We start from the raw sequence: 18,385 nt of genomic DNA on the forward strand, positions 1-18,385 counted from the left end.
TCTGCACCTTTAGCATCCGCCCTGATTACTGTGAGTAAAAGCAATCAAAGACTTACTTAAGCTTAGCGAGGGGGCGAATGCCAATAGCACGGCGAGTTTTATCGAGCTGTTTACGGCTATGGCGACGGGCCTTTTCTGCGCCCATTTGTAAGATTTCTTCTAGCTCTTTTGGATTGGCCATTAGCGCTTCGTAACGAGCACGGAATGGGGCAATCTCGCTATTGATTTTATCAAACAATGCTTGCTTGGCATCACCCCAGCCAATGCCAGCTGCATATTGATCACGCATATCAATAATCTCTGCAGGCGTCGCAAAAGCTTTATAAATCTCAAAGAGGGCAGAATCATCAGGGTCTTTTGGCTCAGCAGGCAACTGCGAGTTGGTGACAATTTTCATAATGGCTTTATGCATCTGCTTTTCAGGACTGACTTGCGGATTAGGGTCACCGAATAGAGGAATGGTGTTGCCATAGCTCTTACTCATTTTTCGGCCATCAAGCCCAGTGAGCAGCGGGATATCTTCATCAACAACTGCTGATGGTAGCGTAAAGAGAGGTTTATAACGATGGTTAAATGTACCAGCGATATCACGTGCCATCTCGATATGCTGTACTTGGTCACGACCGACGGGTACATGAGTCGCATTGAACATCAAGATATCGGCCGCCATCAGCACTGGATAGCCAAATAGACCCATATTAATACCTTGATCTGGATCAACGTCGGCTTTTTCGGTATTGATATCGACTGCCGCCTTATAAGCGTGCGCGCGGTTCATCAGCCCTTTGGCGCATGAGCAATTTAAAATCCACGCCAGCTCTGGAATCTCTGGCACATCTGACTGACGATAAAAGGTCACACGTTCAGGGTCAAGACCGCAAGCAATCCAAGTCGCGGCAATGATTTTGGTCGATTCATGAATGACAGCAGGGTCATAACAGCCGATAATGCCATGATAATCTGCTAAAAAGAAAAACGCCTCATCATCGCTATTTTGAATGGACTGAATGGCTGGGCGAATAGCACCAACGTAATTACCTAAATGAGGAATGCCCGTCGGTTTGATGCCGGTTAGGATACGTTTACTTTCTTGTTTAGAACTGTCTACAGCTGTGTCAGTTTGAGTACTCATGAAAAATCCGTTATTTTATTTCTCACATCGTTATTTATGCAGGTGAGTTATTGATATGAGTGAGTTATTAAAATAGATAAGTTATCGAGGTAAATAATAGAGCTGATAAAATATCAGCTGCAAAGTATAGCAAATTTCGCAGCTATTTTTTGGGGAATCAAAACCTACTTATAAATATCGGTACGACCGTTAGGGCCGTTTTTAAAGCGACGATGGAACCACATCCATTGTGTCGGATCGATACGAATCAAGCCTTCTAGCACCTCATTAACGCGGGTCGCATCAGCGACTTCATCATTACTGGGATAATTGTCTAATTCAGGAGTAATGGTCAGATGATAATGCGGACGTTTGCCTTTGGGCAGGTTATCAGGTGTTTGCCGATAAGTATGCAGCGCCATGAGCGCTGGTGGGTTTTGCTTGTCACCCAATTTTGCCATCCGCCGAGATGCGGTAATAGTAGCAGCGGGCACACCAAAGAACGGCGCCATGACACCTTGTTTTAAACCATAATCTTGGTCAGGTGAGTACCAAATCACGTGCTTAGCTTTAATAGAATTAACAAGGCTACGCATGTCACGGCTGGCAATCTGCTTGCCAAAAATCTTAGTACGTCCGTTATAAATGAACCAATCAAGAAGCGGATTGTTTTGCGGGCGGTACATACAATCGGTGGCAAAAAACTGCGTGCAGAGCATGCCGCCAAGATCGAGCATCGTATAATGCGCCCCAAGTAAAATCACAGGTCGACCTTGGTTTTGGGCATTCACTAGGTGCTGTAAGCCCGAGATAGACACCGTACGGGTAAAAATATTGGGACGATACCAAGCGCACAACGTCTCAAACACACCGATACCTTGATTGACAAACACTTGCTTTGCCATCAACTCGCGCTCAGCTTCGGGCTTTTCTGGAAAAGCCAATCTTAAATTAATTAAGGTATCACGTCTGCGCGAGCCGGCTAGTTTATAGATTGAAATACCCAGTTTACGACCCAACCAAAACTGCCAACGCAGCGGCAGATATATCATCGGCAAGAAAATCGCTAATAACAGCCAGATACCCCAATACTTTGGTAATAAAAATTGCCACTGAAAGGGTTTCTTTTCTGCTTGCGCCGTTTGCTTATGGGTTTGCGTAATTGTAGGCATGCCAGCAGGAATGGCGGGCGACTTAACCATTTCACTCTGTTTATTATGCCTACCTGTAGGCGGCGGCATATCCGTTTTTGATGGGTTACTAGGATCGTATTGTTCGGGGGCTTTCATAATGAGCACAGTGTAATAAAAGTTATTATTATGATGGGGGAGCGCGTCCAAGTTTGCAAGCAAGTTTTAATAAACTAACGACAACGAGAGCTAAGGACTTTTAAACTATTAGGCATTTAAACAATATAGTCAAAATATCCTAAAAACACTGCGGTACTGCTGATATCAATTTTTTGTAGCCTCTGTCTGCGCAGGCACAGCAAGCAAGAAAAATGGATATCAGCAGTGCGTGATATATTGATATTACTTTTCACTCACTATAGAGTTAAAACAGCAGCGCTAAAAAATAGCCATAAAAAAACCTTATAAACTGTGACCAGCTTATAAGGTTTTGCAAATCTACTCTTTTGCTTAATACTGCTGCAGCGACTCTGAGAAAAAGAAGGCAGTGGTAAAAAGGGAAGAGATAGCTTTGATTAACGTTTTGAGAATTGTGGACGTTTACGTGCTTTACGTAGACCCAATTTCTTACGTTCAACTTGACGTGAGTCACGAGTAACAAAGCCAGCTGCTTTTAGAGCAGGTTTGTTGGCTTCGTCAAGCTCAATCAATGCACGCGTGATGCCGTGACGGATTGCGCCCGCTTGACCACTGATACCGCCACCTTTTACAGTGATGTATAGGTCATAAGCAGTAGGTGATTCAAGTAGTTCTAAAGGCTGACGAACAACCATGCGCGATGTTTCGCGGCTGAAGTACTCATCAAGTGGTTTGCCGTTAACAACGATGCTACCAGTACCTTTCGCTAAAAAGACACGAGCAGTAGAAGTTTTGCGACGACCAGTTCCGTAATTGCGTTCCATAAGTATATCCTTAGATGTCTAGTTCTTTAGGTTGCTGAGCTTCATGTGGATGTTCTGTACCCGCATATAGTTTCAGCTTTTTGATCATCGCGTAGCCAAGAGGACCTTTTGGAAGCATACCCTTAACCGCTTTATGTAGAACATCTTCAGGCTTATGTGTAATCAGCTTGGTGAAGTTGGTTTCTTTAATACCACCTGGGTAACCACTGTGACGATAGTACTTTTTGTCTTGCGCTTTTTTGCCCGTTACCGCGATTTTTTCTGCGTTGATAACAACGATAAAATCACCAGTATCTACGTGCGGCGTGTAACAAGTCTTGTGCTTGCCACGTAAGCGACTAGCGATTTCAGTAGCTAAGCGACCAAGGGTTTTGCCGTCAGCATCTACGACATACCAGTCATGGGTCACTTCAGCTGGTTTTGCACTAAGTGTTTTCATGATAAAACCTTAAAATTAGAATTCGTTGAGAGTTTAGCTGGGAACGGGGCTCTCAAAAAACAGACTGCACATTATAAGCAGTAGCGCCTACGCTTGCAAGCTGCATTGGGGTTTATTTTCGCCTTATATACATTAAACTGCAGCGTTGGCCAGTTTTTTAGCGGTTTTAAACATTTGTAAATTTTGTTAATGGCTTTCGTTAACCCGACAATTATGACGCTGAAAGCTGATAAAGTCCAGCGACAACTTGCCCAACTTTGGTCTGTTTTAGGCACTCAAAACTTATCAAGCCTTGCATTATCTCTGCTGGCGGCTCAGCGCTTTCGTTGATACTTGCTACCAATTGATCCAGTTGTAGGGTTAAATCTTTATCCGCCTCTAAATAAACCAGCGTTTCTGTGCTGATTAGAGACTGATTAATGAGCGCTGTCAAAATCGGCTGCCACAAATCTTGCGCATAGGGCGGATCGATAAAGACGATATCAAAATGCCGCTGTATTGTTTGATTTTGCGTCAAAACTTGCTCAGCTGTGCCTTGAATAATTTGATACATAGGAGGCTCTAAGCGTAAGTTCTCAGCACTTTTGCGCAGCATAGTGACTTGCGCCGGATTTACTTCGATAAAGGTGGTATGAGCCGCGCCACGTGATAAGGCTTCAAAGCCTAAAACGCCGCTACCAGCGCAGCTATCAAGTACTTTAGCGTCATGAATATCGCCAATCAACCAATTAAATAAAGTCTCACGCAGGCGATCTGGTGTCGGGCGCAAACCTTCGGCATCGATAAAACTCACAATACGGCGTTTATACTGCCCGCCGATAATACGTACGTCTCCCGCTACTGCGTTTTTTGCTTTATGATTTTTCTTTTGTTCGCGACCATTTGAGAGTTTCTTCATAGTGTCTCTTATCTACAGCTTTTTATTCGGTACATTTCGTTTTATATATTTTATTCAGATGTGGCTGCGTTCTCGGCAGCTTGCGCCTCGGCTTTTTCCGCTAGCGCTTGCTCTTTATCACGTAAGGCGTCGCGCATGGCCTTTTCAAAAGCCTTTTGGCGTTTGATGGCCCTTAGCTCATCGGCGGTTGGCGGCAAAATAGGGTCGGTTTTACGCTGCAGCATCCAATAATCAAATAAGGCGCGACCAATAGGCGCTGCAACGGCACTACCGCCGCCGCCATTTTCGACCAGTACTGAAAGGGCGATTTCTGGCTCTTCTACAGGCGCGAAACCATTAAACCAAGCATGATCCCAGTGACGTTTATCGAGTGCCGCTTTATTATAGCTTTTACCTTGAGCGATAGATTTGACCTGCGCCGTTCCGGTTTTACCAGCGATGCGATAGCGCGGTGTATAAATGCCACGCGCTGTACCTGCCTTAACCGTTTGTTCCATCGCATCGTGCATACGCGTCCAATCTGACGGTTTACCATTGTAGTCAATTTTGCCATCAGGCTTGCTAATCACGTTAACGGCCGCCGCGCCATCGCTGCTTTTTAATAAATGCGGGGTGATGTGATAACCCTTGTTGGCGGTCATGGCGGTGGCATTGGCAATCTGTAATGGCGTGGCTAAAAAATACCCTTGGCCGATACTGACAGAGATGGTTTCACCTGGTAACCAACCTTTATCATAGGTGTCTTTTTTCCATTTTGGTGACGGCATAACGCCTGATTTTTCATTGGGTAAATCAATACCGGTCTGCTCACCAAAACCAAAGCGCACCATCCAGTCATGAAGGCGCTGAATCCCCATCTCATACGCCAACTTATAATAATAGGTATCTACCGACATCATGATGGATTTCTTTAAATCTACCGTGCCGTGACCACCGCGTTTCCAGTCGCGAAAACGATGCGAATCGCCGGGTAAACTGAAATAACCCGGGTCATAAATGGTCGTTTCCCAATCTCGTAGGCCGTAATGAATACCGCCCAAACCCTCAAAAGGTTTAATGGTTGAGCCGGGCGGATACGTCCCTTGTAGCGCGCGGTTATAAAGGGGTTGATCGACATCATCACGCAGAGCGCCGTAGTCCTTAAAAGAGATACCCGAAATAAAAGGATTGGGATCGTAGCTTGGGTTGCTAACAAAAGCCAAAACATCGCCGTTTTTTGGGTCGATAGCGACGATCGCGCCGCGGCGACCATCAAGCTGCTGCTGCGCAATGGTTTGCAAGCCATAATCTAGACTAAGCGTGATGTCATTGCCCGCAATGGGCGCTTTGGTATCAAGTTGACGTAGAATATTGCCATGAGCATCGGTCTCTACTGACTGATAACCGGGCTGTCCGAGCAAGATATCTTCATAAAAATCTTCAATACCAATTTTACCAATAAGATCAGTACCTGCGTAGCGATCCTTATTAATTTGCTTGGATTCTTTATCGTTAATACGTCCGACATAGCCAATCACATGGGCAAATAGCTCATCGTAAGGGTACGAGCGCGTGAGTTTACTCTGAATACTGATGCCACGAAAAAAAGGCTGACGTTCACTAAACTGCGCCAATTGCGCTTCGGTCAAATCAATTTTGATTGTCACTGGGTCATTTTTGGTTTTGCTAACGCGGGCCAAAATATCGGTAATGTCTTTTTCGGTAAGATCAAAAATGGGCGCGAGCAGATTTAGCGTGCGCTCTGGATCTTCGACTTCGTCTGGGCTAAGCATAGCGGTAAATACCGGCTGATTGTCAGCGAGAATCACGCCATTACGATCGTAAATATAACCGCGACTGGGCGGCGCAGAGATGAGCTTAATGCGATTGTTATCGGCTTGGGTAGTGTACTTATCATGAGCATACACTTGCAGATAACCGTAACGCACGATCAATCCCAACAAGCCCACAAACATGAATAGCCCGAGGATAATAATACGGCTGGTAAAAATACGATTGACCTGTTCGGTATCGGACGCGAGCGGTTTGTTCATATAAAGTCAGTACCCAGACGATCAGTAAAACGGTCGTTGATAAAGTGATGATTGATTAAGCACAGATAAATAAAGCAAAAACAGATACAGTCATTTTTTTTGTTTACCTAAAGCGGGGTGAGCATAAAGGATAAGACAAAGTATTTCAATAACATAGCGGGGTTATTTATCGATAAAAAGTCAAAAAATTTACTTACCGTCTTCAGCTAGCCAGTAGCATTAAGCAACCGTAAATTATAACAGAACAAACACTTTCGCGCAGTAGGCAGTCGTCTATTTTGTGAGGATCGTTATTGCCATGATCGTCATTGTTCTTTAGGTGTTTTTAACATCATTAAATGATAGTAAAGGTTTAGGTTGACGAGTAGGGCGCAAAACGTGTCATCGCTAGTCACAACTTGCCAAGGCTTGATATGTGCTAATAAATAGCAAGTATGCTAAAATCAGGCGATTTATTTTAGCCACTTATCGCATCTATAGCGTTATTTAATTCAGTGGTTATTGAGGACAGAGCGTTTTTATTGAGCGTTCTTAATCGACTAAGGATATTTGCTTAACAACGACCATCATCACCTCAAGGATAATTAGAGTCATGGATGCAAATTCATTGTGGCAGACGATAGCGGAACACCCCGAGTTTTTTGCTATGTTGACCATTCCACCAGTGACTGCATTTGTCACTTGGATACATGTGTGGATGGCACTCAAGATGCTATTTTATCCGATTAAATTTTGGGGTATTCGGATTCCAAACTTTCCATTCTTTGGTTTGCCGGGATTGGGTTGGCAAGGGATCGTGCCACGTAAAGCAGGCAAGATATCGGGCGTGATTGTTGATCAGACGCTCTCAAAGCTGGGTTCGCTCGATGAGTTTTTTCAGGCGATGGAGCCAGAACAGATGGCGGTATTTATCACCGATACGGTCGATGAAAACCTTGAGAGTTTGATTGATGAGATTATGCTTGACCATTCGCCAGCGCTGTGGGGCAATCTGCCTTATGCGTTAAAGCGCCGCGTCTATGCTCAAGCGCATCAAGAGTTGCCAAATATCATGCAATCCTTGGTGACCGATTTGACCTATCACGTCGAAGACTTGGTCGATATGCGCAAAATGATTGTCAATAAAATGGAAAGTGACCGACGTTTGATGGTCAATATGTTTTTAAAAGTGGGGCAAAAAGAGATTGATTTTATCTGGCATATCAGTGCTTTGATTGGCCTTGTATTCGGTATTATCCAAATGTTTATATTTTTGGTGGTACCGCAGCATTGGACGGTACCGTTTTTTGCCGCTATTTGGGGGTTCTTGACCAACTGGATTGCGATTTGGATGGTGTTTAACCCAGTTGAGCCACGTTTTATTCCGTATGTGAAGTTTTTTGCGCTACAAAACCGTTTCCCATTTATTAAGCCGCAACTGCCGCACATTGCTCAGTACCGCTTTCAAGGCGGCTTTATGAAGCGCCAAGAAGAAGTTTCTGAAGTTTTTGCTGAGATTGTGGTCAAAGATTTGGTCACTTTAGAAAACATCATGAATGAGATGATGTATGGTGACCGCGCCGCCGAAACGCGTGAGTTGATGAAATCGCATTTGTATAAAGTGTTAGAATCGCCGGTCATTAGTACCACATTGCGGGTTGGACTGGGTCGCCGCGAGTTTGGGCAATTGAAAAATACCATTATCGACAAATCCATCGTCGCGACTATGGTGCCACTGCGAGACCCTGAACTTAATGAAAGCCGTGCCAGTAAAATATTTGGGCTGTTTCGCGATCGTATTCGCGCGCTATCCCCTGATGAGTTTCAAAACCTATTGCGTCCCGCTTTTCGTGAAGATGAGATGACGCTGATTATACTCGGCGGTTTGACAGGGTTCTTAGCAGGTTGGTTGCATTTGGTCTTGGTGTTTTTCCCTGCCATGCAGTGAGAAAGGGTTTTTATGTTCTTTACACATATCGCCTACAGAGTGGATACAGAAACGTGACAAGTTGACGCTAATGTACCATGCTGTAAGTCTTCTAAGCTACAATGGCTGATAGCTACAGATGCAGAAAAAAGCATGACAATGACGGCGTAATGTCTAAAAGTAACGACTATTGACTATTCTCAGACGCATTAAAAATACTGCTTTCTAAAATAAACAATGACCGTATTAAGGTAAACAAGGTTAGACCGTATGTTAATCACAGAATTGGGTTATTTTGCCTTGCTGGCCGCCTTTGTATTGGCGATTTTGCAGGTGGTATTACCAACCATGGGTGTCATGAACGACCACGTTGCCTGGCAGCGCCTTGCTCCGAGTTTAGCGTGGGCGCAGTTTGCGGCCATGATTGTCTCGTTTGGGTCATTGATGGCAGGCTTTTATTTTAATGATTTTAGCTTGGTTTATGTCACCCAGCACTCTAATACCTTGTTGCCTTGGTATTATAAATTGTCGGCGACGTGGGGCGGGCATGAAGGTTCGCTGCTACTATGGATGACCATTATGGCCACTTGGTGTGCGCTGGTCTCTTACTTTAGTCGTGGCTTACCATTGACCATGCGCGCCCGCGTACTGGTGATATTGGCTGGCGTGCAAGTGATGATGCTGGCAATGTTAATCTTTACCTCATCACCGTTTGATCGCACTTTACCAAATTTACCCGTCGATGGCGCCGATTTAAACCCTCTGCTACAGGATTTTGGCTTGGTTATCCACCCGCCGATGCTGTATATGGGCTATGTGGGTATGGCCGTGCCATTTGCGTTTTGTATGGCAGCATTATGGGAAGGACGTTTGGACGCTGTCTGGACCCGCTGGTCGCGTCCATGGGCACTGGCGGCGTGGGGCTTTTTGACTGTTGGTATCGCCCTTGGTTCTTGGTGGGCTTATTATGAGCTTGGCTGGGGCGGTTGGTGGTTTTGGGATCCAGTAGAGAATGCCTCACTGATGCCTTGGCTTGCAGGCTTAGCTTTGCTGCATTCCTTGGCCGTAACCGAAAAGCGCGGAGTCTTTAAAGCGTGGACCATTATGCTGGCCATTTTTGCTTTTGCCTTGAGTCTTTTGGGCACCTTCCTTGTGCGCTCAGGCGTTATTACCTCGGTGCATTCATTTGCAGCCGACCCAACGCGTGGTCTGGTTATTTTGGTCATTTTGGGTATTATCGTCGGTGGCGGACTGTTGATGTTTGCTGTGCGCGGTTGGCGTCTGACGGTTGAAAGTCAGTATCAGCTGATATCGCGTGAATCATTTTTAGTTATTAATAACGTGATTATTTTAATCTCAACCTTAGTCGTTCTGCTTGGTACGCTATATCCTATCATCGCTGACTCCTTTAATTTGGGTCAGGTCTCTGTTGGTCCTCCGTACTTTAATGCGCTCTTTGTACCTTTAGCATGGCTACTGTTAGTAGCAATGGGCATGGGTTCTAACATTCGCTGGAAAAAAGACAGCCGTCCGCTCTTAGGCGCCGGTATGGTCATTGCGGTCAGCAGTTTATTATTAGCAGCGATTATTGCCTATTTTGTTAGCCCGTCTGATATGTTAAATATTGGCGTGACGCTGGCGGTTAGCTTTTGGGTCTTACTTTGGATGGCGGTGGATTTTAAAGACAAAACCAAAAACGCCCCAAGTTTCTTTAAAGGACTACGTCAGCTACGTTTGAGCTACTGGGGGCAGCAAACTGCTCATATTGGCGTAATCGTCGCCGTCATCGGGGTGGCGTTTACCAGCACCTTGAGTGTCGAGCGCGATGTGGCATTGGGTGAAAATGAAACTGTGCACGTACAAGGCTACGACTTTGAGGTCAAAGATTTCCATGAAGTCAGGGGCAGTAACTTTGATGGTATGCAAGCACAGGTTGAGGTGACCAAAGAGGGTCGCGCGGTGACAACTTTGTATCCGGAGAAACGTACTTATATTATCAGTGGCATGCCAATGACCGAGGCAGCAATTGATGCCAGCCTAATGCGTGATGTCTATGTAGCGCTGGGCGAGCCTATCGCAGAAGACAGTAATAAGTGGGCGGTACGTATTTATGTCAAGCCGCTGGTGCGCTGGATATGGCTTGGGGCGATTATCATGGCCTTAGGCGGTCTGCTAAGTATGCTTGATAGCCGTTATCGTTTTAAAAAGGCTAAGGCATCAACGCAAACGGCAGCTAACAAAGCAGGATTTATTACCGAAGCTACAGTAGGGGAGAAGTAACATGAGTCAGTCAAATAATTCTTCCCAAAAAGCGCCTGACAATAAAGGTGATGCAAACCACAAAACGACTAAAACCATGAAAAAAAGCCAAATAAAGATATGGTTTCTGATTCCGCTGATTGTGTTTGTTGGTTTTATTATTATGCTGTACCTGCGTTTGGGTCAGCCGACGGATATCGTCACCAATACTGCGCTTGAGCGGCCGGTACCGACATTCGAGCTGCCATTATTATCCGATACAAGCCGTATGATGACCAATGACAATTTGCCCGAACAACCATTTTTGATGAATATTTGGGGCTCGTGGTGTCCAACTTGTATCGTTGAGCATCCTTTTTTAATGCAATTAGAGGAGCGCGGGGTCAATTTGGTTGGTGTTAATTACAAAGATGACATCGGTGATGCGCTAGGATATTTAAATCGTGGCGGCGATCCATTCTCCATGTCTATTCAGGATTTATCTGGGCAGTTTGCTTTAGATTTAGGCTTAACTGGCGCGCCTGAAACCTTTGTGGTTGATGGGCAAGGTATTATTCGTCAGCATATTGTTGGTGAGATTAATGAAAGCAACTGGCAAAGCCGCATCATGCCCTGTCTGATGGTGCTCAATGAAGCGGATAAGAAAAATGTCAGTCCCGATCCTAGTCAGGTTCAGGAGGTGTGTAAATGAACGCCATACCTTTAACAGTGATGTTATCAAAAAGCCTGTCAGCACAAAGCATAAAACCAGCAAATTTTATAATAAAGTTAGCCAGCTTAATGCTTGCGTGCTTGCTGAGTTTTATCCTCAGTTTCAGTGCGCATGCCGCAATCGATGTTTATGACTTCGATTCGCCGCAGCAAGAAGCGCAGTATCGCGGACTTATCGAGGAGCTGCGTTGCCCAAAATGCCAGAACCAAAATTTAGCAGGTTCTGATGCGCCCATTGCGCAAGATTTAAAGCAAAAAACGTACGACATGATTAAAGAGGGTCGTAGTGATGCGGAAATACGCGCATATATGCAAGAGCGTTATGGCGACTTTATTACTTACAAGCCGCCTGTGCGCCCATCGACCTGGATACTGTGGTTTTTTCCGCCATTATTATTGATTGTGCTAATCATTGGCTGGTTTTGGCAAAGTAAACGTAGTCAGCGCGTGGCGCGCGGTGAAAGTGCGGTTAATGTAGACAGCGCCGCAGCGTTATCGGCGGCAGAAAAAGCGGAGCTTGATCGTTTATTGTCTCGTAGCAATAGCAATAGCAATAGCAATGCTAAAAGCGAAGCTGTTATCACCAGTACAGAGGACAAAAAATGACCCTATTTTCTACTTTTGGCTTATTTATTGCCCTAAGCTTGTTTATTGCGCTGCTACTGGCTGTTATCGCTATCATGCCATGGCTACGCGCCTCACGCTTGCGCGACAAGCCCGTTGACAACCAACTGCTAGACATCAACGTTGCCGTATTCCGTGAGCGTCTAACAGAGCTGCAAACCGATAAAGACAGCGGCATCATTGATGACGTCCATTACCGCAATCAAAAGCTCGAGCTTGAGCGCCAATTACTGGACGCGCAGCGCACAGTCACACCCATGGTAGCGCCAAGTTACAAAAGTCGTTTGATTATCATGATATGGGTGCCGGTATTGGCAGGATTGGCTTATTTTTTAATCAGTGACCGTACGTCAGTATTTGACTTATGGGTAGCTGAAGATAAAGTCGGACAAGTGGCAGATGACTTATTGACGGGTAAAATCGATCAGCCGCCTGCTTGGGCGATTGAAGATGGTACGCAGCTAATCAGTGCGATGCAGACCAACGTCTATCGTCATGCTGATGATCCTGATCGCTGGATGCGTCTGTCTGAGCTGTTTTTATCATTAGAAGCAACCGACTCAGCGCTTGAAGCCTTATCGCGTGCTTATCGTTTGTCGCCAGGCAATGAAGAGATTGCCACCACTTATGCGCAAATCAGCTTTTTTGCCAATAAAGGCCAGCTCGATGCCAATAGCCGCCGCGTCTTACAAGACGTACTAGCAAAAAATCCAAAGCACGAAGGCGCTCAAATGCTGATGGCAATGGGCGAGGCGCGTGGCAATAACTTTGAGCAGGCACAAGGCTGGATTAAGCGTTTGCGCACCAGTATTGCCGCCAAGCCGGGCGACCATAGCCAGGCGCTGGCAAGCCTTGATGAATTGAGCGCCAATGTCAGGGCTCAGCAGCAGCAGGCATCTGAGGGCGTTGAGGTTACGGTCTCTATTAATGCAAGTTTGCTACCGTTAGTAAAAGCAGACGATGTGTTGTTTGTCGCTATTCGTGATGTCAAAGGTGGGCCACCGTTCGCTGCCAAACGTTTACCGATTAGCGTCATTAAGCAGGGTGAGGCGACTATTAGCCTAAGTGATTTAGACGCTATGATGCCTGAACGTACACTAGCGTCTGCTCGAGGCGATAAAATTCAGCTTGCTGTCATTGCACGAATCAGCCATAGCGGCACCGCCGATGCTGAATCCGGTGATTTAACTGGTAATCCTGTGGTGATTAGCGCCGACCAAATTCAGGTCAATGTGGCTATTAATCAACAAGTTCCTTGATAGATATATTGTAAAAACTGAATACTTAATAAATGCGCGCCGTCATATTTTTGGCGGCGCACAACCCGCACAATCTTATCTCATGAACAGATAAGTCATCGTAACTTGCCGCATCAAGACTAAAAATACTTGAGCTTTTGAAAGCCACAAGGTAAGGTAAGCTCTGCAACCCACCAATCCCTAAGTTTTATTAGTCCCAAAATCCTATCTATTAAGGAGAGTCGTATAATGATGCGTATTATTTTGCTAGGTCCACCAGGCGCCGGTAAAGGTACCCAAGCCCAGTTCATCTCTAAAGAGTATGATATCCCGCAAATCTCAACAGGTGATATGCTGCGTGCCGCTATCAAAGAAGGTACTGAACTTGGCAAACAAGCAAAAGATGTGATGAACGCTGGTGGTTTGGTTTCTGATGATCTTATCATTAACCTCGTGCAAGAACGCATCGCCAAGCCTGATTGTGTCAACGGCTGTATTTTAGATGGTTTCCCGCGTACCATTCCACAAGCCCAAGCGCTTGCTGATGCCAACGTAGCGATTGACCATGTGATTGAAATTAGCGTGCCTGATGATGAAATCGTTAAGCGCCTATCAGGCCGTCGTCAGCATGCTGGTTCTGGCCGTGTTTATCATATCGACCACAATCCACCAAAGGTTGAAGGTATCGATGATGTGACGGGCGAGCCATTGATTCAACGCGAGGACGATAAAGAAGCGACCATTCGTGATCGTTTAGCGACCTATCAACAGCAGACCTCTGCTTTGGTTGGTTACTATCAAGAAAAAGCGGCTGAGGGCGGTGATGCTCCTAAATATGACAAATTCGATGGCACCCAAGGCATTGATGACGTTAAGCAGCAAATCTTATCGGCACTAAAAGGCTAATGCTTTTTAAACGTCGCCGATAGACGTGTTGATTAACCGTTATATTCAAAACCCTGCCGCTTGTTATTAATAGCAGCAGGGTTTTTTAGTGCGTAAAAGCAAATACCAAAAAACGTCCATAAAAAAAGCCGCTTACTTAGAGAAGTAAACGGCTTTTCGCTACTATTAGTTTAATGTAGCTTAGCTAATGCTTTATTATGCTAAGTGTTACGCATTACCTTGGGCATCAACTTGCGCTTGCTGTTGGCTTTGCGCGTACGCTTGGTCAAAGTTAACAGGAGCAAGCAATAACTGCGGGAAACTACCACGCGTAACGATGTCGCTAATCACTTCGCGTGCATATGGGAACAATACATTCGGGCAATAAGCACCCAAGATTTGACCGATTTGGTCTTCTGGAATGTCTTTTAATAAGAAAATGCCCGCTTGATGCACTTCGGCGATAAATGCCGCTTCTTCAGCATTTTTGGCGTTGACACTGACCGTCAATACCACTTGATAATGATCGTCATCAAGCTTTTCAGCGTTGCTCGATAAATTGATATCAAGCTCAGGATTCCACTCTTTAGTAAATACAGCGGCGCCTGGGACTTCAAGTGACATGTCTTTTACATAAATGCGTTCTAGTGCCAATTGTGGTTGTGCTTGTTCTTCAGCCATGGTCATTCCTCTAAAAGTTAATCAAATAATGGGGCAGATTGTCATTGTAACAACATATCATTGTAATATAAATGCAGACTAAGGTTTGAAATTTATCTCAAAGTCTTTTACGCAGTTTTTTTAAATGTTTTTTATCACAACGCTTTATTCTTATCGCTGTCTATTTTTACACAATAAAAATAGACAGAAAAAGACAATAGCAAATTAACCGGCTAATAGCTCGTCAAGCTTGCCTTGTTGGTTCATTTGGTTAAGCTCGTCGAAACCACCGACAAAGGTGTCACCAATAAAAATTTGCGGCACAGTGCGATAGTTATTGGTCTTTTGCATCAAGGCCTGGCGCTCTTCGCGGCTGATGTCGTGCATGCCGATTTCTTCATAATCAACGCCCTTAGATTGCAATAGTTTTTTAGCGTTTGAGCAGTATGGGCACATTGGAGTGGTATAAACTTGCACAGAAACAGTCATGGTCATTCCTTATTTATAAATTTATGGGGGAGCAATTTTGTTATAAGTAATAGGATAAATAGTAAGATAAAAAAATTATAGGGTAGTCATTAATATAATCCGTTATCAATACGTAAATAGCCCCTATATTTGCTGCTGCTCCGTATAAAATGGGGATGGCTATGGTAAATTCAAGCAGTGTTGGTTAAAAAGTGCTGACGGTAGCATAGTTAGCGTATAAAAAAAGACACCTGATAAAGAGGTGTCTTTTTAATTGGTACTGCTGGTTAATAAGACCAGCTATTAATATTGTCTTACTTATGCAAACTTGGCTTGGCTTTGCCTTTGCCTTTGTTTTTAGACTTAGTATCTTTTAACCCAACCAATGGCATACCAGCGCCTTGCCAGCCGCCGATACCGCCCTCTAGGCGATAGACATTGTCTTTACCAATCATTTGGACAGCAGCACCTGCTTGGATACCCATATCACAGACGATGATGACTGGCTGCTCAATCGCACGAATTTCCTCAATGCGGTCTTTAAGCTCAGTAAAAGGTATGTTGCGGCTGCCTTGGATATAACCGGTTTCAAATTTCTTTTTGGCGCGAATATCGATCAGCTGCGCATTTTGCGAGTTGACCATCATACCCAAAGTGTTGGGCGATATTTTTCTGCCACTACGTTTGTTTTCAATGGCAAAAAACAGCACGGCAAGCACGGCTAATATACCAAATAAAAACGGGTGGTTGCCCACAAATTCCAGCGCACGATCCAAACCATACCTCCAAAAATATAAGTGTTCGGTCAAACTAAGATAACAGCTCAACGATGGTGAACAAGGCGCTATTATACCGATAAGGTCATCTATAGTAAACGGGCGATGGCTTCGTCGTTCCTTTATCTCGTCGTTCCTTTATCAGTAACCTTTAGGCACATCTGCTAATAAGGCTTAGTATCCGCCTCTTCTGTTAACGTCACAAGGTTCTCAACACGGCGCTGCAATACTTCGCCGTCCGCAACCGCTTGCCACAAGGCGCAGCCTTTACTGTTATGGGTATGACGACAATCGCGGAACTGGCAATCACCTGCCAGCGGTGCAAGCTCGATAAAGCCTGAGATAATATCATCAGGGGTGAGATGCCAGATACCGTACTCACGAATACCAGGGGTGTCGACAATGCCGCCTTGGGTTAAGTCATTTGGGTTAAATGGCAATAAGCGACTGGTGGTGGTGGTATGTTGACCGAGCTTTGAGTTTTCAGAGATGACATTTACCACTTGTCCTGACTCTGGCAGCAAGGCATTGATTAAGCTGCTTTTACCGACGCCTGATTGACCAGCAAAAATGACCAGTTTCTTATCGATGTAGCGCTTTAGCTCATCAAGCCCTATTTGCTCATCGCTATTAGCGATGTTTTCAGGGCAAGCAACCGAGGTCAGTACGCTCTCGTAACCAAGCGCCGCGTATTGTGCCAATAATTCACTGGTATCGACGCCGTTTTCTTGGGCCAGTAGATCAGCTTTATTAAGTACCAATAGTGGCTTTACGCCCGCATGATGACAAACGACCAAATAGCGATCAATCAATGTCGGCGCAGCGGCAGGCAAGGGCGCAAATACAATGGCCAAAATATCGACATTGGCGGCGACGGGTTTGAGCTTATGATAACGGTCAGGACGCGAAACGAGCGAGGTGCGAGGCTTGACTGATTCGATACGTCCAAAGCCGGTATTAGGATCGGCAGTCCAGCGTACTTGGTCGCCCGCTGCTAGCATAGGTAGATTGGTACGCACATGACAGCGCCAAATATCGCCTAACGCCAGCTCTTGCCAAAATGGCTCAGGATCATCAGGCGCAATCTCGGGCTGCACGGGAATTACTGCTGGCAAGCTGGTCACTTGTACTTCTAGCTGCTTACCATAATGCGCCATGACCACGCCATTCATCAAACTGTCATCGATGCTGTCTTGGCTATCGAGCTGTTGTTTGTCGATGCGACGAATCTGTTGTTTAGTCAGTTTGCGTTGCCGGATTAATGCCATGGGTTGCGACCTATTAGAAAAATATTGCTAAGTGTAGCGTGAAAATTTGCTAACATACAGCCTAAAGCGCCGCTAGCCGATAGTGGTTTTGTAATGTTTTAGTTTTTTTAGACATTATCATTGAGCAAGCGCAAACATATATTATTTGAGCATGACCATTTATAGATGATTTATTTGGTTAACATTGCTCGCAAGTTGTTCCAAAATTTATTGACCATAGGATATTTTATGAGTACCGACGACCATCCCAATAAAATTAAAATCAAAAACCAAGGTAAAAAAGGGTTGGTATGGATTGACCTAGAAATGACCGGGCTTGATACCGTAAACGATGAAATCATCGAGATTGCGACCGTGGTGACAGATGAGGATTTAAACGTCCTTGCCGAAGGGCCAGTGTTTGCCATTAAAGTATCAGATCAAGTATTAAATAAAATGGATGACTGGAATACTAAGCAGCATGGTCAATCAGGATTGGTCGACCGTGTGCGTCGTAGTACGGTGACATTGGCAGAAGCGGAAGCGGAAACCATTAAGTTTTTGAATAAATGGGTCGATAGTGGCAAGTCGCCGATGTGTGGTAACTCAATCTGCCAAGATCGCCGCTTTTTAGCCCGCCAAATGCCCGAGCTTGAGCGCTTTTTTCATTATCGCAACCTTGATGTGTCATCGATCAAAGAGCTGTGCTTCCGCTGGCGTCCAGATATTTTAAGAAATTTCGAAAAAGGCGGCAGTCATTTAGCCCTAGATGATATTCGCGATTCTATTCGCGAACTAAAACATTATCGTCAGCATTTCTTTAAGTTGATGCCTTAACGTCATGTTTAAAGATTGGTGCCTTAAAAATCAATCTTTAGAAATAACCATTTAAGAACAAGTAAAAAGCCCGTTAACGAAACGAAAGCCGAAATATGGCTCGTTTCTTTGCGGGCTTTTTGTTTCAATAATATTTTGAATTAACGCTTATTGAGATAAACCTTTAAGAACCCCAGTTCGGGATAAGGGCTCAAAAAAAGA

17 protein-coding genes are annotated in these 18,385 nt (G+C 44.9%); 7 read left to right on the forward strand and 10 right to left on the reverse strand.

What is annotated here, in order from left to right; genetic code table 11:
- Window positions 1-52 precede the first annotated feature (52 nt).
- The 6 genes from IQ457_RS00685 to mrdA form a co-directional block, all read right to left on the reverse strand.
- Window positions 53-1,132, reverse strand: coding sequence for a tryptophan--tRNA ligase (locus IQ457_RS00685; RefSeq protein WP_200661672.1), 1,080 nt, complete (start codon window positions 1,130-1,132; stop codon window positions 53-55).
- A gap of 164 nt (window positions 1,133-1,296) precedes the next feature.
- Entirely contained in the window at window positions 1,297-2,283 is a 987-nt protein-coding gene (locus IQ457_RS00690; protein WP_446737520.1) for an LpxL/LpxP family acyltransferase, read from the reverse strand.
- A gap of 533 nt (window positions 2,284-2,816) precedes the next feature.
- Window positions 2,817-3,203 (reverse strand): 30S ribosomal protein S9, encoded by a 387-nt coding sequence (rpsI, locus tag IQ457_RS00695; protein ID WP_068407462.1) that lies wholly within the window; start codon window positions 3,201-3,203, stop codon window positions 2,817-2,819.
- Between the two features lie 10 nt (window positions 3,204-3,213).
- On the reverse strand, window positions 3,214-3,642 hold the full coding sequence (gene rplM, locus IQ457_RS00700; protein WP_200661674.1) for a 50S ribosomal protein L13: 429 nt from the start codon (window positions 3,640-3,642) through the stop codon (window positions 3,214-3,216).
- A 211-nt stretch (window positions 3,643-3,853) separates the two neighbouring features.
- Window positions 3,854-4,540: a 16S rRNA (guanine(966)-N(2))-methyltransferase RsmD gene (gene rsmD / locus IQ457_RS00705; RefSeq protein WP_200661675.1), complete on the reverse strand. Its 687-nt coding sequence runs from the start codon at window positions 4,538-4,540 to the stop codon at window positions 3,854-3,856.
- A 50-nt stretch (window positions 4,541-4,590) separates the two neighbouring features.
- Entirely contained in the window at window positions 4,591-6,573 is a 1,983-nt protein-coding gene (mrdA, locus tag IQ457_RS00710; RefSeq protein WP_193031307.1) for a penicillin-binding protein 2, read from the reverse strand.
- A gap of 592 nt (window positions 6,574-7,165) precedes the next feature.
- Here mrdA and IQ457_RS00715 point away from each other — a divergent pair.
- The 6 genes from IQ457_RS00715 to adk all read left to right on the forward strand — a co-directional run bounded on the left by IQ457_RS00715 (window position 7,166) and on the right by adk (window position 14,217).
- Window positions 7,166-8,500: a hypothetical protein gene (locus IQ457_RS00715; RefSeq protein ID WP_193031309.1), complete on the forward strand. Its 1,335-nt coding sequence runs from the start codon at window positions 7,166-7,168 to the stop codon at window positions 8,498-8,500.
- 249 nt (window positions 8,501-8,749) lie between these two features.
- Window positions 8,750-10,759: a heme lyase CcmF/NrfE family subunit gene (locus IQ457_RS00720; protein WP_200661676.1), complete on the forward strand. Its 2,010-nt coding sequence runs from the start codon at window positions 8,750-8,752 to the stop codon at window positions 10,757-10,759.
- A 1-nt stretch (window position 10,760) separates the two neighbouring features.
- Window positions 10,761-11,429: a DsbE family thiol:disulfide interchange protein gene (locus IQ457_RS00725; protein WP_200661677.1), complete on the forward strand. Its 669-nt coding sequence runs from the start codon at window positions 10,761-10,763 to the stop codon at window positions 11,427-11,429.
- A gap of 71 nt (window positions 11,430-11,500) precedes the next feature.
- Window positions 11,501-12,055, forward strand: coding sequence for a cytochrome c-type biogenesis protein (locus IQ457_RS00730; protein WP_227671244.1), 555 nt, complete (start codon window positions 11,501-11,503; stop codon window positions 12,053-12,055).
- Window positions 12,052-13,332 (forward strand): c-type cytochrome biogenesis protein CcmI, encoded by a 1,281-nt coding sequence (gene ccmI, locus IQ457_RS00735; protein ID WP_200661679.1) that lies wholly within the window; start codon window positions 12,052-12,054, stop codon window positions 13,330-13,332. Before IQ457_RS00730 ends, ccmI begins: the two co-directional genes overlap by 4 nt.
- 228 nt (window positions 13,333-13,560) lie before the next feature.
- On the forward strand, window positions 13,561-14,217 hold the full coding sequence (adk, locus tag IQ457_RS00740) for an adenylate kinase (RefSeq protein ID WP_068407441.1): 657 nt from the start codon (window positions 13,561-13,563) through the stop codon (window positions 14,215-14,217).
- Window positions 14,218-14,424: 207 nt separating this feature from the next.
- Here adk and secB read toward each other — a convergent pair whose 3' ends face one another.
- The 4 genes from secB to rsgA form a co-directional block, all read right to left on the reverse strand.
- Window positions 14,425-14,877, reverse strand: a complete 453-nt coding sequence (gene secB, locus IQ457_RS00745) for a protein-export chaperone SecB (RefSeq protein ID WP_068407439.1) — start codon at window positions 14,875-14,877, stop codon at window positions 14,425-14,427.
- A 204-nt stretch (window positions 14,878-15,081) separates the two neighbouring features.
- Entirely contained in the window at window positions 15,082-15,345 is a 264-nt protein-coding gene (gene grxC / locus IQ457_RS00750) for a glutaredoxin 3 (protein WP_200661680.1), read from the reverse strand.
- Window positions 15,346-15,638: 293 nt separating this feature from the next.
- Complete coding sequence (locus IQ457_RS00755; protein ID WP_200661681.1) at window positions 15,639-16,100, reverse strand: rhodanese-like domain-containing protein; 462 nt, start codon at window positions 16,098-16,100, stop codon at window positions 15,639-15,641.
- A 164-nt stretch (window positions 16,101-16,264) separates the two neighbouring features.
- A complete protein-coding gene (rsgA, locus tag IQ457_RS00760) occupies window positions 16,265-17,368 on the reverse strand; it encodes a ribosome small subunit-dependent GTPase A (RefSeq protein WP_200661682.1) in 1,104 nt (367 codons plus the stop codon).
- A 228-nt stretch (window positions 17,369-17,596) separates the two neighbouring features.
- On the opposite strand from rsgA, the gene orn reads away from it, so the two are divergent.
- On the forward strand, window positions 17,597-18,184 hold the full coding sequence (gene orn, locus IQ457_RS00765; protein ID WP_200661683.1) for an oligoribonuclease: 588 nt from the start codon (window positions 17,597-17,599) through the stop codon (window positions 18,182-18,184).
- Window positions 18,185-18,385: the final 201 nt, after the last annotated feature.

This window comes from Psychrobacter sp. M9-54-1, from assembly GCF_016613355.1.
Classification (GTDB): Bacteria; Pseudomonadota; Gammaproteobacteria; order Pseudomonadales; family Moraxellaceae; genus Psychrobacter; species Psychrobacter faecalis.

Coding starts and splice junctions, on each gene's coding strand:
- rplM (WP_200661674.1), bottom strand. CDS start 3,642: ATGAAAACACTTAGTGCAAAACCAGCTGAAGTGACCCATGACTGGTAT.
- mrdA (WP_193031307.1), bottom strand. CDS start 6,573: ATGAACAAACCGCTCGCGTCCGATACCGAACAGGTCAATCGTATTTTT.
- secB (WP_068407439.1), bottom strand. CDS start 14,877: ATGGCTGAAGAACAAGCACAACCACAATTGGCACTAGAACGCATTTAT.
- IQ457_RS00715 (WP_193031309.1), top strand. CDS start 7,166: ATGGATGCAAATTCATTGTGGCAGACGATAGCGGAACACCCCGAGTTT.
- adk (WP_068407441.1), top strand. CDS start 13,561: ATGATGCGTATTATTTTGCTAGGTCCACCAGGCGCCGGTAAAGGTACC.
- rsgA (WP_200661682.1), bottom strand. CDS start 17,368: ATGGCATTAATCCGGCAACGCAAACTGACTAAACAACAGATTCGTCGC.
- grxC (WP_200661680.1), bottom strand. CDS start 15,345: ATGACTGTTTCTGTGCAAGTTTATACCACTCCAATGTGCCCATACTGC.
- rsmD (WP_200661675.1), bottom strand. CDS start 4,540: ATGAAGAAACTCTCAAATGGTCGCGAACAAAAGAAAAATCATAAAGCA.
- rpsI (WP_068407462.1), bottom strand. CDS start 3,203: ATGGAACGCAATTACGGAACTGGTCGTCGCAAAACTTCTACTGCTCGT.
- ccmI (WP_200661679.1), top strand. CDS start 12,052: ATGACCCTATTTTCTACTTTTGGCTTATTTATTGCCCTAAGCTTGTTT.
- IQ457_RS00720 (WP_200661676.1), top strand. CDS start 8,750: ATGTTAATCACAGAATTGGGTTATTTTGCCTTGCTGGCCGCCTTTGTA.
- orn (WP_200661683.1), top strand. CDS start 17,597: ATGAGTACCGACGACCATCCCAATAAAATTAAAATCAAAAACCAAGGT.
- IQ457_RS00685 (WP_200661672.1), bottom strand. CDS start 1,132: ATGAGTACTCAAACTGACACAGCTGTAGACAGTTCTAAACAAGAAAGT.
- IQ457_RS00690 (WP_446737520.1), bottom strand. CDS start 2,283: ATGCCTACAATTACGCAAACCCATAAGCAAACGGCGCAAGCAGAAAAG.
- IQ457_RS00725 (WP_200661677.1), top strand. CDS start 10,761: ATGAGTCAGTCAAATAATTCTTCCCAAAAAGCGCCTGACAATAAAGGT.